Raw genomic sequence first — 14,249 nt, forward strand, 5'->3', positions numbered from 1 at the left:
GGTCTTGCCAGCGCAGCGAGGCCACTACCTACGCCCGGTGAGCCGTGCCGCCACCGTAGGTCGCGCGTACGGCCCGCAGTGCACGCCGCATTCGTTCTCCGTCGACGCAAGGGCCCGTCTCTGTTTGGCAGGGGGGGGCAGGAGTCCAGATGCGCCAGGTAGCTCTGGTAGATGAGTTCCTCACGGCAGCGGGCCGTCGGGGTCGACGTCGACACACTCACCGCCGACTCCCCCTCGCCCGCGTCCTGCCCGAGGCGGACGACCGCTGCCACGACCGCTGCCACGGCCGCGGGCTCGCACAGGTCGCCCTCGAAGCGCGGCCTCGCGATCCAGTACGTGCCGGGCGGCTCCGTGCGGTCGAGCCTGGGCACTCCGAGATAGGTGCCGTGGCTCAGGCGCGGCGTGGTGTCCTGGTGCTTCCACGCGCGGGCGCGGCACGGCTTCGTCAAGGCGTAGTAACTGCCGCCCAGCGTGCGGCCGTCGTAAATGACAGGCCCTTCGACCAGCCAGAAGAGGCGAGAGGCGACTTCCCGTGGAGCGGTGACACCGACGGCGGCCCACACAAGCGCCTCGGGGAGCCGGACCGCGTCGAGCCGGCTGCCGAGCGGCAACAGCGCGACGCCCGTCTCCTCCCACTCCTGTCTGGCTCGCTCGGGAGTGAACTGGCTGCACGCGAGCCATTCGCTCAGAGCCGTCGCCGAAACCGGGGACGCACTTCCTGTGATCAGCGGTCGGCTCGGGCCCTCGGCCATGTCGACTCCCTGCTAGTCGGCCATGCTCCGGGGCCGTTCGCGCGGCCGCCCAGAGCTCTCTCCCACTTATGGAACCGGCCAGCTACGCGCCGTAACAGGGATGTGGCGTCCTACTTTCGCGACGCTATTCGGCGACTCCCAGGAATTCCGCCAACGTCTTTAGTCCCGGCGGGTGATGAGGCAGGGCCCACAAGTCGCGCACGATGGCCACGGCCAGTGTGTGGTGCTGCACCCACGTGGGCGCTACCCGGCGCAGCGACTCCAAGGCCTTCACCGCACCGGCCGCGTCGCCGAGGTCGGTGTGGGCCCGGGCCACGTCCAGCAGCAGCCAGGTCCGCCAGGACGCCGGAACGTCCTTGCCCAAACGCATGCCCTTGACCAGAGTCAGGGCCTCCTGCGGGCGGCCGTACTGCACGGCCAGCCGGACGCGCTCGATGCGTACCGACGACGGACTGAACACGCTGACCATGCGGCTGTCGCTGCCCGGCGGCAGTTTGGCCACGCGACCGGCTTCGTTCTCGGCGCGCGCCATCAACGCGGCTGCCCGCTCGTAGTCGTTGCTGCGCGCGGCCGACGTGGCTGCGGACATGGTCAGTGCGCCCCAGACCTTCAGGCCGTCGACGGCAGCCGTATGACCGCCGCCCTCGACGGCATCTGCGGCGTGCATGGCGATGCTCAGGGCGTCGTCAAGCCGGCCTTGCCGCTGGTAGGTCCACGCGACGGAGTTGACGACTATGGGCCGCAGCAGGGGGTCGGCGGAGCGGTCCGCCGCATCGATCGCCCGCTCGAGGCTAATGAGCGCGAGATCAATCTTGCCCATCCGTACGGCAACGTGTCCGGCGAGTTGCAGAGCTTTGCTCAGCGCCGCGAACCCGGCGCCCCGGTCATGGCCGCTGCCATCGCCATCGCCCACGGCGGTGGCCGCACGCGCGTCCTCGATCATGTCGGGCAGCGCTTTCATCACCGCGTCGAACTCGGCCGCGTGGTACTGCGTCCAGCCCTCCGCGATCTGCTCGCGCAGGACGGCAAGCGAGAAGTCGGCGCCCGGCGGCTCCGGCTCCGGCCCTCCGAGCGCCGGCATGATGGCACGCCGCACCGCCACGAAACGGGGCCCGTCGTTCTCGCCCGTCGCGGAGACTGCGGGCGGGTCACCGAGGAGCGTCGTCAGTTCTACGCCGAGACCGTTCGCCAACGCGTGCAGCGTAGGCAGCCGAGCCGAATGCTTCCTCCGCTGCTCAAGCTGCCGGATCACGTCCACACATACGCCGGATCGCTCGGCCAAGTCCTCCTGCGTCAATAAGGCCAGACGGCGAAGGCGCCGCAACGTCCGCCCCAAGTCATCGTTCGCCACGCAATCAAGGTACGCCGCCCCAATGGTGGTTGAGGCACTACTGGTTGTCAGGGCACGAGAGCTGCCTAGTGGGCCGACGGCGGACGGGATGAGCCTCTGGAGACGTGCTCGACGCCTGAGCTGTTCCGCCCGACTCCGCTCCTGAAGCGCCACCTGGAACGGCACCCACGCCAAGGGCTGCGGCAGGCTCATTCCTCTCTGATCCATCTGGTTCAGGGACAGTTGCGTGGTGCATGTCCCCGAGGTGGGATGAGCGGCATGCTCTCCAGTGCACGGACCCTGTACCTGTTCGCGTCGGCGGCACCGCCAGTACTCGACGTCGCGGGAGTCGTCGAAAACGCTCGACGCGATGGTTGGGACGTATGCCTGGGTCTGACGCCGACAGCCGCGCGCTGGCTGGAGACGGAGCTGGAACACCTTGAGACCCTGACAGAGCACCCGGTCCGCAGCGAGTACAAACTCCCCGGCGAGCCCGACGCGTGGCCTCCGGCGGACGCGGTCCTCTTCGCCCCGGCAACGTTCAACTCCCTCACCTCATGGGCGCTCGGCATCACTTCGTCCTTCGTGGTGGGCGTGGCCGCCGAGGCGATCGGCAAGAACATCCCCACTGTGGCGGTCCCGTGCGTGAACGCCGCGTACGCCCGGCGTGTTGGGTGGTCTGCTGACCTGCGGCAACGCGCACTGCCGGTTGGCCCACATTCAGAGTCATGATCAAGGGTGCCCTAAACGTCACCCACACCAGTACCGCAACAAAGACGCCGTTGGTCTCATTCAGCGCCGTACACGGACGTTCGGACTAGACCACACACGGCACTCGACTCATGGGCCGGTCATCCATGAACCCAGGTGAACGCCCCTGCACGCAACCCACGACCTCGCCAACACAGTTGGAAAGCGTGCACCTGGCAGGGGAGTGATGCGCGGTCGGCGCTGGCAGGTCACCTGCTGGCCATCGACAGAGCCCGACCGTCGGTTAGGTCCCGGACGAACCTCCGGGCCGCCCCCAGACAGGCCGGGGATGCAACCATTCCTTTCAGAGCTGGAACCCCCGGAAGCCGACCGCGCGCCGCAGACCCTAGACGCAGGCACTGACAACGGGACTGCAGTCGTGCCAGACCCGTGCCAGATTGGACGGGGAACCACGGGGAATCGCGGACGAGCAAACGTGGACGCCGAGAGGTCAGCAGCCCACTCCCCCGCAGGTCAGACGCCCAACTCCCACTAGATCACCCGAGCTTCCCAAGCTGAGCCTGCGAGTTCGATTCTCGTCACCCGCTCCGCAGCTTGCAGTAGTTGAGGCCCAGGTCGCCGACCTGGGCCTTTGTGTTGTACGCGCTGTCCGAGCGCCGCCGGAAAACCTCCTCGCACCGGCCCGTCCGACCAGGTACGGTCCCGAGCGAGTTCCTACACGACTCACGCGCCCCACTCACCTCGCCCACCCCACGCCGAGAGCAGGTCCCCTCCATGGCATGTCGTATCAGTGAACTCGTGCTCGGTTGCCGCGAGCCCGAGGTGCTCGCGCGGTTCTGGTGCGAGGTGCTGGACTTCGTGGTGCTCGACCAGGAGGACGACGGCACCCTGGAGATCGGCCCCCGAGAAGGCTTCGGCGGCGCGCAGCCGACGATCATCCTCAGCAAGCGGGACAAGCCGGAGCAGGGCAAGCCGCGCCTGCATATCGACGTCAACGCCACCGATCGCGACCAGGACGCCGAACTCGAACGCCTCCTCGCCCTCGGCGCCCGCCCCGCGGACATCGGCCAGACCGGCGACGAACACTGGCACGTCCTCGCCGACCCCGAGGGCAACGAGTTCTGCCTGCTCAAGGCTCGTCTCAATCCGCTCTGACGGCAGGCCCCAGGCCGCGATGAGAGGGCTCGTGCAGCCGCGACAGCCGCACTGCGGGAGCCGAGTCCTCCGTGCCGCGCCGAGAAGCACTTCGGCACAGTACGGAGGACTCGGCCTGGTCCTCAAAGCTCAGCGCTCAACCCTCAGCGCTCAACCTCAGCAGTCCTCATCCACCGGACGCTGCACCGCCTGACGGGCACGCCGCCAGGAAGCGACGACCTCGGGGACCTGGTCAAGAACCTGCCGGACTTGCCACAGCAGGACGGCCAGGACCGAACCGGCTCCGAGCACGATGAGGATGATCGTTGCATCCACCTGGACTTCCGCCTTCCTGGGCGGATGATCCAGCTCGCGGCATGGCCAGTCCGCCCACATGTGGGTTGGGACTGAGGTCCATGCCGACTCAGGTACTCAGGTAGTGCGTGTGTGGTGCGTCGCGTTCCGTCGAACTGGTACCGCCACAAGTGCAAGTCGGGCACAAAGCGGTGGCGCCGGACGTAAATCTGCCGTACACCGTGTGGAACGCGTACACGCTAGCACCAAGAGGGACACCCCGGACGGCCGTTGCTCTTCGCGGCAAGCACGGGACTTTCGGGCGGAGATGAGGCGGCTGGTGCGGCTGGAGGAGCCCCCCTCCCCCGTCTCAGCTCGTTGCCGCTGCCTCAGCCGCCTCGACCGTCAGACCCACCGCGCGAACGCACTTGAGGCAGCGTCAACTGCCCTTCGGCGGCCGGACCGCTCCCCGTCCTCCTGCACGAGGCCTACCCGCGGCTCAACGATCTGCTGCGTGAACGAGCCGCCGAGGGATGCTCCGTACGCATCGCAGTAGGTGATGCCGAAAGCGCGAACGTCCAAGCGCGCGGCCGGGAGGAGCGGTTCGGTCACGGCATCGAGTCCCGGTGCCGACTGGCCCTGATGCGCTACCGGCCTCTCGTCGGGGTATCCGGCATCGAGATGAGGACCCGCGAGACGACGCTCTACAACTCCTTGTACCGCGCCGATGACCAGCTACTGGTCAACGCCCACGTCTGGGGAGCGAACGCGTACGGTGCGCCGGTGTGGCATCTCCGCCGTAGCCGGGAAGGCGGCATGTTCGACACCTACGGGCAGAGCTTCGACGCGGTCTGGGCGACGGCGAAGCCGGTGCAGAAGGAGGAGTGACCATGGCGCGCACCGAGTACTACGACGACCCGAACGCCCCGAAGCCGAACAGCGTGGTCGTCGCGGCCTCAGCGGTCGTCACCGACGAGCAGGGGCGCATCCTGCTTCAACGCCGCCGGGACAACGACTTGTGGGCGTTGCCGGGCGGCGGCATGGACCTCACCGATTCGCTGCCCGGCGCGGCGGTTCGCGAGGTCAAGGAGGAGACCGGCCTCGACGTCGAGATCACGGGCCTGGTCGGCACGTACACCGACCCGAAGCACATCATCGAGTACTCGGACGGCGAGGTGCGGCGCCAGTTCAACGTCTGCTTCACGGCTCGGACCGTCGGCGGCCTGCTCGCGATCTCCAACGAGTCGACGGAGCTGCGGTTCGTCCGTCCGGAGGAGCTTGAGGAACTGCCGATGCACCACACACAGCGGCTCAGGCTCCGGCACTTCCTGGAGCGCCGTGAGCAGCCGTATCTCGGCTGAGGCGTCGGGGGGGCGAGCAGGACCCGGTGCTCCGGGCGACCATCCAAATGACCTCTACCGCTTACACGTTGCCCTCACGCCCGCCTCCCCCCCCCATCCACCGACATCGCGATCCCCGTGACGTACGACGCCGCGTCCGAGCAGAGCCAGACCGCTGCTGCCGCGGCCTCCTCCGGTGTGGCCAGGCGGCCCAGGGGAGTGGCTGCCTCCTGCATGGCGGTCAGGTCCGTGCCCGTGCTCGCGGTCGCCGCGACGGCTTCGAAGCCGGGCGTGCGTGTCGGGCCGGGGCAGACCGCGTTGACGCGGATGCCGGCGGGCGCGTAGTCGACGGCGGCGACCTTCGTAAGGCCTACGACGCCGTGTTTGGCGGCCACGTAGGCGGGGGCCGTCGGGATCGCGCACAACCCGCCGGCGGAGGCGATGTTGACGATCGCGCCGCCGCCGCGGCTCCGCATCGCGGGCAGTTCGTGCTTCATGCACAGGAAGGTCCCGCTCAGGTTGACCTGGACCACCCGTTCGAACTCGTCCAGGGTCATACGGTCGAGTTGTCGGTGGTGCGAGGCCATGCCCGCGTTGTTCACCGCGAAGTCGAGGCCGCCGTATGTCTCGACCGTGCGCTCTACCGCCGTCCGCACGGAGTGTTCGTCGGCTATGTCGACCGTGGCGGTCAGCGCCTCTCCGCCTTCCGTCCTGATCATCTCGGTCGTCTCGATCGCCGTGCGTTCGTCGATGTCGGTGACCGTGACCGTGGCGCCCTGCCGGGCCAATTCGATCGCCGTCGCGCGGCCGATTCCGCTGCCTGCGCCCGTCACCAGGCCGATTTTTCCCGTGAGGTTGCTCATCATGGCCTTTCTGAGAAGTCGTGTACGCCGGGCAACTCGGCCCGGCCAAGGAGGAGTTCGGCGCAGGTGGAGTTCAGCCTTGGGGTACGACGATTCCCGCGCCGCTCCCACCCGTCGCCGCCTCGTCCAGCAGCAACGCCGCCACCGTCGCGCGGGAGATCCTCGGCGGCAGCAGCGGGCGGCGCAGGTCCGCGAGTCGTACGACGTGGCGGGTGGGGCTGAGGGGGCCGTCCGTGATGTCCGGGGCGTGGAACACCGTCGCGCCCGCGTCCAGCGCGATCTGGTCGGCCTCGGCCTTCTCCGCCAGTTCCGCGCCGACGAACACCCTCATCACCAGCGAGTAGATCAGGCCGCCCGACCGGCTCGACACGCCTGAGCCCAGGGCGCCGAGCCACACCGTGCGGACCTTCGACTCGGCGAGCAGACCGGCCCCGGCGACCAGGGCGCCCGGACCGTCGCCCTTGCCGATGCCGATGGCGGAGACGGCCACGTCGACGTCGTTCAGGTCGGGGAAGGTGTCCGGGCGGGTGACGTCCGCCTGTCGGATCTCGACCTGCGGGGACGGGGACACGGCCGCCCTGGTCGGGGTGCGGACCAGCGCCACCACCTCGTATCCCCGCTCGACCGCCTGGTCCACGAGCGTGCGGCCGGTCCTTCCCGACGCCCCGAGTATGGCGATGCGCATGCCGACCCCCCCCCTGACTGAACAAGTGTTGGCTATGTGAGTAAACAAGTGTTGGTGACGGGCTGTCAAGGGTGCTCAGCGGTGGGCGCGTGTACGGTTGCCGGACCGTTCACACTGGTCGGAAGGGGGATGGCGGTGGCGCCTCAGGAGCAGGACCAGGGGCAGGGGCGACAGGAACAGGGCGCTCCCCGTCGTCGGAATCCACGGGGGCAGGGGCAGGTGCTCAGGGGCCAGCTCATCGACGCCGCGGCCAAGCTGCTCGCCACCCTCGACCAGCCCGAGACGCTGACGCTCCGCCAGGTCGCGCGGGAGGTCGGCGTCGCACCGGCCAGCATCTACGGCCACTTTCCGGACCTGAGCGCGCTGGTCCAGCACGTGCTGCGGCTGCGCTACGAAGAACTGGCCCGGCTGATGGAACAGGCCGCGCAGGCCAACCCGGATCCGCTGGGTGACGTCGTCGCGCGCTGTGCCGCGTACGCACGTTGGGGGGTCGACCAGCCCGGCCACTACCGGACCCTCTTCGGCGGACGCATGCCCACCGATCTCCTCACCGGATCAGCCCACGGAGCCGGTGAAGAACTCTTCGGGGCTCTCGTCGCCTCACTGGCCGCCGTCACCGATCCGGACGGGACGCGGTCCACGCCCGAGGGGCAATGGCAGGCCGGAATCCTGCTCTGGACCGCGCTGCACGGGCTGGTCAGCCTCTACAACGCGCACGGGACCATGTCCTGGCCTCCCCTGGACGACCTGCTCACCGACCTGATCGGCCTGCACACGGGTCGCCCTGCGGCAGACATCGCGGCCCTTCTCGCCGCGAACTAGGCATCTAGCTGGTTCCGGGCCGCGCGGTGAGGGTGACATCAGCGCCTGCGGACAGCGGTCCGGGCTGACCGACCCAGCCGGATCAACCCGGACTCCCGCCCCGGCGCACGCCGCCCCGCCCCGCCCCCGCCGTGATCGCCCAACGCTCGTGGTCCCGCCATTCCCCGTTGATGAGCTGGAACGCGGCCGAGTAGCCCTCGCGTTGGAAGCCCAGGCGTTTGACGAGGCTCAGGGAAGGGGTGTTTTCCGGCTGGATATTCGCCTCCAGGCGGTGCAGGGCCAGTTCGTCGAAGGCGTACTGGATGACCAGTCCGAGTCCCTCGGTCAGGTAGCCGTGACCGGTGGTGGAGGCGTACGCGGTGTAGCCCAGGGTGCCGCTCTGGAGGGTTCCCCTGACCATGTTGTTGATGTTGACGCCGCCCACGATCGCGCCGGTCTCGCGCAGGCAGAGCACGAAGCCCTCGTGGGTCGGCTGTTCCAGTCTCGCGAGGAAGGCCTCGAACGCCTCCAGCGTGTGTTCGCGGGCGCCCAGCCAGCGGCGGCGCATCTCCGCGCTCTCCTCCGCCAGCGCGGCGAGCTCCTCGTGGTCCGCGCGGCGGACGCGGCGTACGGCCACCCTCGGCCCCTGCAAGAGATCACTGGTCGTCGGCATCCAGGGATCCTACGCAGGGGGTCGACGCCGGTGGTTGCGTTGTGGCTGGCCCGCGACCACCCCTCTCCTGTCGCCCGCCACGCGGTGGTAGACAACAGCGACGGCGCATGACGCACTCACCCGCGACGCCCGCGCGCACCGCACCCGCACCACCCCCCGCGTCACGTCGCCCCCAAGACATCGAGAAGGCACCGCCACGTCCCACGTGGTTCATGTCCCGCTGGTGAGGTGGCCGCATCGTACCGAGACGTCACCGCGTCCTTTTGGAGGAGTTCCGCATGGCCAGACCGCGTCTGTCAGGGTCCCGTCGGCGACTGATCATCGCCTCGTCCGTGGCCGCCGCCACCGCCGTGGCCGTGACCGTCACCGCTACGGCGGGGGCTTCCGACTCCAAGGATCAGGCCCGCAGGGCGATCCAGGGCGGCAAGGCGAAGAACGTCATCCTGCTCATCGGCGACGGCATGGGTGACTCCGAGATCACCCTGGCCCGGGACTACACCGTGGGCGCCAACGGGCGGCTCAACATGGACAAGTTCCCGCTGACCGGCGCCTACACGACGTACGCGGTGCACGCGGACGGGACGCCCGACTACGTCACCGACTCCGCCGCCAGCGGTTCCGGCTGGGCGACCGGTGTGAAGACCGTGAACGGGCGGATCTCGAAGACGCCCGGCACCGACAAGGCCGTTCCCACGATTCTGGAGCTCGCCCAGAAGAAGGGGTACGCGACCGGGTCCGTCACCACCGCCGAGCTGACCGACGCCACCCCCGCCGTGCTCGCCTCGCACGCCACCGACCGCAGCTGCCAGGGTCCGGCCGACATGGCCAAGTGCCCGGCGGACACCATCGCCAAGGGCGGTCCGGGGTCGATCGCGGAGCAGAGCGTCAACCACAAGGTCGACGTCCTCCTCGGCGGCGGCAAGCAGCGCTTCGACCAGAAGGTCACCGACGGCAAGTACAAGGGCCTCACGGTGAGCGAGCAGGCGAAGAAGCTCGGGTATCAGATCGTCACCAACGACGGTGAGTTGAAGGCCGTCAAGTCCGTCAAGGGCAAGCCCGTGCTCGGGCTCTTCGCGCCCGGCAACGTGCCCGTGGAGTGGACCGGCAAGGCCGCGGCCAAGGGCGGTACCGACCCGCAGCGCTGCACCACCTCCAACCCCGGCCGTCCCGCGGGCACTCCCGCCCTCGACGACCAGGCGAGCAAGGCCATCAAGCTCCTCGAGGCCAAGCAGAAGCACGGGAAGGGCAATAAGGGGCAGGGGTTCTTCCTTCAGGTCGAGGGGGCCTCCATCGACAAGCAGGACCACGCCGCCGACCCCTGTGGCCAGATCGGTGAGACCGCCGCGTTCGACCGCGCCGTGAAGGTCGCACGCGACTACGCCGCCAAGCACCCGGACACCCTGGTCGTGACCACCGCCGACCACGCGCACACCAGCCAGATCGTGCCCCTGGAGGCGCAGCCGCCCGGCCTCTCCTCCACGCTCGTCACCGACGAGGGCCAGCAGCTGAAGGTCAACTACTCGACCAACACGCCCGGTCAGTCCCAGGAGCACACCGGCACCCAGGTGCGGATCGCGGCGCAGGGTCCGCAGGCGTACCGCGTGCTCGGCGTCACCAACCAGACCGACCTCTTCACCACCGTGCGTGAGGCGCTGCGCCTCCGCTGAGGCCCTGCGCCTCCGCTGAGACGCCCCGCCCCTGAGTGATGGTGCCGACCGCTCGTCGGCACCATCACTGTGCGTATACGGGACGCCCATACGGGTCCCACGAAGTGCGCCTGCGACCGCCTCGACGGTGTGATGGCTCCACGACGCAGTCGGTCACCGTGCGTCGCCGCCACGAGTCGGGAGCCCGGTCGGATGACGATGCCGATGACGATGAGGGTCAGGAGGGCGTTCGCCTTCCGGCCCGTACGTCGGATAGCCAGGGGCGCGCTCGCCGCCACCACCGCGGCCGTCGTCCTCGCCGTGACGAGCCCACTCGCCGCGGCCGCGCCCCACCGCGCGGCGCCCCCGTCCGGCCCCTGCGCCCTCGCGCCGCCCGCCCACGCGGGCTGGGAGAAGTACGAGGGGCTGCCGACGCCCGGCAACTACCGCAAGTCCACCGGGACCGTGCGGGCGTACACCGTCTTCATCGACTTCTCCGACGCACCGGCCGAAGGCCCTCCGCAGGACCGGTACGCCGAGTTCTTCCCCGCGGTCGCCGACCACTTCGCCGCGAGTTCGTACGGGAAGCTCACCTACGAGTCCACACCGCACCTCAAGTGGATCCGGATGTCCAAGCCCTTCAGGGAGTACGGCATCGATCGCGGTGTCCCCTTCGAGCCGGGCTACTCGGCGATCACCCGGGAGATCACCGAGGCCGTCGGCGACGACGCGGACCTCGGCTCGTACGACGTACTGAACGTCCTCGCCACCCCGAACGCCGGTCCCGACGCCGTCGACAAGGTGCTCTCGGTGACGTTCAGCGGCGGGGTGCTCGACTTCGGCAAGGGGCGGGTGCCGTGGGCGGGTTCGTTCATCTGGAGCAGGCAGACCGGTGACAGCGCCTGGCGCGTCCTCAACCACGAGAACGGGCACGCCTTCGGGCTCCCCGACCTCTACGGCACCGGCCAGGAGTACCGGCGCCACCCCGTCGGCCACTGGGACGTGATGGACGAGGACTGGGGGCCGACCAACGACTTCATGGCCTGGCACAAGTGGAAGCTGGGGTGGCTCGACGAGGATCAGGTGGGGTGCCAAGACCGGGTGGGGACGAGGGAGTTCACGCTCTCGCCGCTCTCGGCGAAGGGGGGTGTGAAGTTGATCGCGGTGCCGGTGTCCGACACCGACGTGATCACCGTCGAGGCCCGCACCAGGAGCGGCCTCGACCCGGCCGTCTGCCGCCCCGGCGTCCTGATCAGCAGGGTCTCCACGGATACGCGCAGCGGCCACAACCCCGTCCGCGTCAGCGACGCCACCCCCGACAGCGGCGGCTGCGTCCACAGGTCCAACGTGTACGCCGAACTCAGCGACGCCACGTACGTCCCGGGCACGGCCTTCACCGACCGGCGCCACGGCGTCACCGTCAGGGTCGTCGAGCGGTCCGACGACGGCACGTACACGGTCCGGATTACCCGGCGGCACTTGTCCGGGACATAACGGTCCTCGTGACGGCGGGTCCGCTAGGCTCGTCACGTGACGGCCGACCAGCCCGAACCGGGCCCCTACGCCATCGTCGCTGTCGCCTCGTCCGCGGGCGGCATCCAAGGACTGACCACCCTGCTGGGAGCGCTGGGCCCGGACCTCCCGGTTCCCGTTCTCGTGGTGCAGCACCTGGATCCGCGGCACAGAACGGTGATCGCCGACGTCCTCGGCCGCCGTACGGCACTCGCGGTCAAGCTCGCCGAGGCCGGGGAGCGCGCACGGCCGGGCACCGTGCACATCGCCCCTCCCGACCGTCACCTGCTCATCGGCTCCGACGGAGTCCTGTCGCTGAGCGACACCGAACTCGTCCACTTCGTACGGCCCTCCGCCGACCTGCTCTTCGAATCGGCGGCCGGAGCGTACGGGCACCGGACCATCGCCTGCGTCCTCACCGGGACCGGCAAGGACGGGTCGCTGGGCACGGAGGCGGTGAAGTCGCGCGGCGGAACCGTGATCGTCCAGGATCCGGACACCGCGGAGCACTCGGGCATGCCGACGGCCGCCCTGGGCGCGGGGCCCGTGGATTTCGTGCTACCTCTTGAGGAGATCGCCGCTGTGATCCGCGGACTCGTCGAGGCCAAGAGGCATTGAACATGGGCGTACCTCAGCACTCCGAGAAGGACGAGGCGCTGGAGGACCTCCTCGTCTTCATCAGGGAGGCTCGCGGTTTCGACTTCACGGGCTACAAGCGTTCCACGCTGGGACGGCGCATCAAAAAGCGGATGTCCGACGTCGGCATCGTCTCGTACGCGGACTACCAGGACCTCCTGGAGACCAGCGCGGACGAATTCGGCGCCCTGTTCAACACGATCCTGATCAACGTCACGTCCTTCTTCCGCGACCCCGACGCATGGGCCCTGCTCCAGCGCGACGTCGTGGCCCAGGTGGTCGCGGAGCTCGCGCCGGACCAGGAGATCAGGGTGTGGAGCGCGGGCTGCTCCAGCGGCGAGGAGCCGTACTCGCTGGCCATCATGTTCGCCGAGGCGCTGGGCCTTGAGGAGTGCCTCAACCGCGTCAAGATCTACGCGACGGACGTCGACGAGGAGGCGCTGCGCGATGCCAGGTCGGGCCTGTACCCGGCGAAGTCCCTGGAGGCGCTCCCGGAAGAGCTGCGGAACAAGTACTTCGAGCCGAACGGCGGGCAGTTCAGCTTCCGCGCCGATCTGCGCCGCCGGGTGATCTTCGGCCGGCACGACATCACCCGCGACGCCCCGATCTCCCGGCTCGACCTGCTGACCTGCCGCAACACGTTGATGTACTTCAACGTCGAGGCGCAGACGCAGATCGTCGACCGCTTCCACTTCGCGCTGCGCCGGGGCGGGTTCCTCTTCCTCGGCAAGGCCGAGATGCTGCTGAACGACACCGACCGGTTCGAGGTCGCCGACATGCGGCAGCGGATCTTCCGGCGCAGCACCGGTGAGACCTGGCTGCCCTACCAGCCGGCACCGCTGAAGATCAGGGCCGGTTCGGGTGCCGAGCTGCGCTCGCGGGCCCGCAGCCGCCAGCTCCAGGACCTGGCCCTGGACGCGGGCCCGACCCCGTCGATCGCCATCGACGGCGAAGGCATCCTCATGGTGGTCAACAGCCAGGCACGGATCCAGTACGGCATCTCCACCAACGACATCGGACGGCCCTTCCAGGACCTGGAGATCTCCTACCGGCCCGTAGAACTCCGCTCCCTGATCGACCAGTCCACGCACGAACGCCGGACCCTGCGGATCAACCGGGTCGAGCGACGGGTGGGTGAGGACCTGCGCTACGTCGACATTGTGATCCAGCCGCTCTACGGGCCCAACGGAGTGCACGTGGCGACCTCGATCTCGTTCACCGACGTCACCGCGTCCACGCAGCTGAAGGCCGAGGTCAAGCGGGTCCGCGAGGACCTGGAGGCGGCCTACGAGGAACTCCAGTCCACCAATGAGGAGCTGGAGACCACCAACGAGGAACTCCAGTCGAGCATCGAGGAACTGGAGACGACGAACGAGGAACTCCAGTCCACGAACGAGGAGTTGGAGACGACCAACGAGGAACTCCAGTCCGGGAACGAGGAACTGGAGACCATGAACGACGAGTTGCGCATCCGCACCGAGGAGCTCGACGAGGCCAAGGCCTTCCTGGAGGCGGTGCTGACCAGCATCGCGGCGGGCGTGGTGGTCCTGGACAGCGACCTGAAGGTCAAGAGCTGGAACCGGGGCGCCGTCGACCTGTGGGGGCTGCGCTCGGACGAGGTCGTCGGCCTGCAGTTCTTCAGCCTCGACTTCGGCCTGCCCACCGATCTGTTGCGGCCCATGGTGGTGGAGTGCATGGAGACCCGGCGGCGCTCCGGACCGGTCGGCATCGAGTCCATGAGCCGGCTCGGCCGGCCGATCACCTGCGACGTGTTCTGCTCCCCGTTCGACGGCCACCACGGAGGCGTGGTGCTGATGATGGAACAGAGCCGAAGCCAGGACCGGGATTGACTTCCGGACGTACGCTTCTCGT

Annotated in this window: 13 protein-coding genes and 1 pseudogene; 9 read left to right on the plus strand and 5 right to left on the minus strand. The window is 68.9% G+C overall.

What is annotated here, in order from left to right; translation table 11 throughout:
* Positions 1-876: 876 nt before the first annotated feature.
* A complete protein-coding gene (locus ACIO9J_RS26290) occupies positions 877-2,103 on the minus strand; it encodes a helix-turn-helix domain-containing protein (protein ID WP_402004348.1) in 1,227 nt (408 codons plus the stop codon).
* Positions 2,104-2,352: 249 nt separating this feature from the next.
* On the opposite strand from ACIO9J_RS26290, the gene ACIO9J_RS26295 reads away from it, so the two are divergent.
* Both ACIO9J_RS26295 and ACIO9J_RS26300 read left to right on the plus strand, forming a co-directional pair.
* Entirely contained in the window at positions 2,353-2,814 is a 462-nt protein-coding gene (locus tag ACIO9J_RS26295; protein WP_402004351.1) for a flavoprotein, read from the plus strand.
* A gap of 753 nt (positions 2,815-3,567) precedes the next feature.
* Complete coding sequence (locus ACIO9J_RS26300) at positions 3,568-3,948, plus strand: VOC family protein (protein ID WP_402004354.1); 381 nt, start codon at positions 3,568-3,570, stop codon at positions 3,946-3,948.
* 156 nt (positions 3,949-4,104) lie between these two features.
* On the opposite strand, the gene ACIO9J_RS26305 is transcribed toward ACIO9J_RS26300, so the two are convergent.
* Positions 4,105-4,263: a hypothetical protein gene (locus ACIO9J_RS26305; protein ID WP_402004357.1), complete on the minus strand. Its 159-nt coding sequence runs from the start codon at positions 4,261-4,263 to the stop codon at positions 4,105-4,107.
* A 429-nt stretch (positions 4,264-4,692) separates the two neighbouring features.
* Between ACIO9J_RS26305 and ACIO9J_RS26310 the strand changes: the two are divergent.
* A pseudogene (locus ACIO9J_RS26310) lies at positions 4,693-5,109 on the plus strand (XRE family transcriptional regulator); the annotation flags it as partial.
* Positions 5,110-5,111: 2 nt separating this feature from the next.
* Entirely contained in the window at positions 5,112-5,582 is a 471-nt protein-coding gene (locus ACIO9J_RS26315) for an NUDIX domain-containing protein (protein ID WP_402004359.1), read from the plus strand.
* A gap of 74 nt (positions 5,583-5,656) precedes the next feature.
* On the opposite strand, the gene ACIO9J_RS26320 is transcribed toward ACIO9J_RS26315, so the two are convergent.
* Both ACIO9J_RS26320 and ACIO9J_RS26325 read right to left on the minus strand, forming a co-directional pair.
* Positions 5,657-6,424 carry an SDR family NAD(P)-dependent oxidoreductase gene (locus ACIO9J_RS26320; RefSeq protein WP_402004362.1) on the minus strand — a complete coding sequence of 256 codons (768 nt, stop codon included), beginning with the start codon at positions 6,422-6,424 and terminating at the stop codon, positions 5,657-5,659.
* Between the two features lie 73 nt (positions 6,425-6,497).
* Positions 6,498-7,109 (minus strand): NAD(P)-dependent oxidoreductase, encoded by a 612-nt coding sequence (locus ACIO9J_RS26325; protein ID WP_402004365.1) that lies wholly within the window; start codon positions 7,107-7,109, stop codon positions 6,498-6,500.
* Between the two features lie 135 nt (positions 7,110-7,244).
* Here ACIO9J_RS26325 and ACIO9J_RS26330 point away from each other — a divergent pair, with 135 nt between their 5' ends.
* Positions 7,245-7,931, plus strand: coding sequence for a TetR/AcrR family transcriptional regulator (locus ACIO9J_RS26330; protein WP_402004368.1), 687 nt, complete (start codon positions 7,245-7,247; stop codon positions 7,929-7,931).
* Between the two features lie 82 nt (positions 7,932-8,013).
* Here the strand turns inward: ACIO9J_RS26330 and ACIO9J_RS26335 are convergent, their stop codons facing one another.
* Positions 8,014-8,583, minus strand: a complete 570-nt coding sequence (locus ACIO9J_RS26335; RefSeq protein WP_402004371.1) for a GNAT family N-acetyltransferase — start codon at positions 8,581-8,583, stop codon at positions 8,014-8,016.
* Positions 8,584-8,861: 278 nt separating this feature from the next.
* Between ACIO9J_RS26335 and ACIO9J_RS26340 the strand changes: the two genes are divergently transcribed.
* The 4 genes from ACIO9J_RS26340 (at position 8,862) to ACIO9J_RS26355 (ending at position 14,227) form a co-directional block, all read left to right on the plus strand.
* Positions 8,862-10,250, plus strand: a complete 1,389-nt coding sequence (locus ACIO9J_RS26340) for an alkaline phosphatase (protein ID WP_402004374.1) — start codon at positions 8,862-8,864, stop codon at positions 10,248-10,250.
* A gap of 192 nt (positions 10,251-10,442) precedes the next feature.
* Positions 10,443-11,723 carry a M6 family metalloprotease domain-containing protein gene (locus tag ACIO9J_RS26345; protein ID WP_402004377.1) on the plus strand — a complete coding sequence of 427 codons (1,281 nt, stop codon included), beginning with the start codon at positions 10,443-10,445 and terminating at the stop codon, positions 11,721-11,723.
* Positions 11,724-11,759: 36 nt separating this feature from the next.
* Positions 11,760-12,359 carry a chemotaxis protein CheB gene (locus ACIO9J_RS26350; protein ID WP_402004380.1) on the plus strand — a complete coding sequence of 200 codons (600 nt, stop codon included), beginning with the start codon at positions 11,760-11,762 and terminating at the stop codon, positions 12,357-12,359.
* A gap of 2 nt (positions 12,360-12,361) precedes the next feature.
* Complete coding sequence (locus ACIO9J_RS26355; RefSeq protein ID WP_402004383.1) at positions 12,362-14,227, plus strand: CheR family methyltransferase; 1,866 nt, start codon at positions 12,362-12,364, stop codon at positions 14,225-14,227.
* Positions 14,228-14,249 lie beyond the last annotated feature (22 nt).

This window comes from Streptomyces sp. NPDC087300, from assembly GCF_044744425.1.
In the GTDB taxonomy this organism is placed as follows: domain Bacteria; phylum Actinomycetota; class Actinomycetes; order Streptomycetales; family Streptomycetaceae; genus Streptomyces.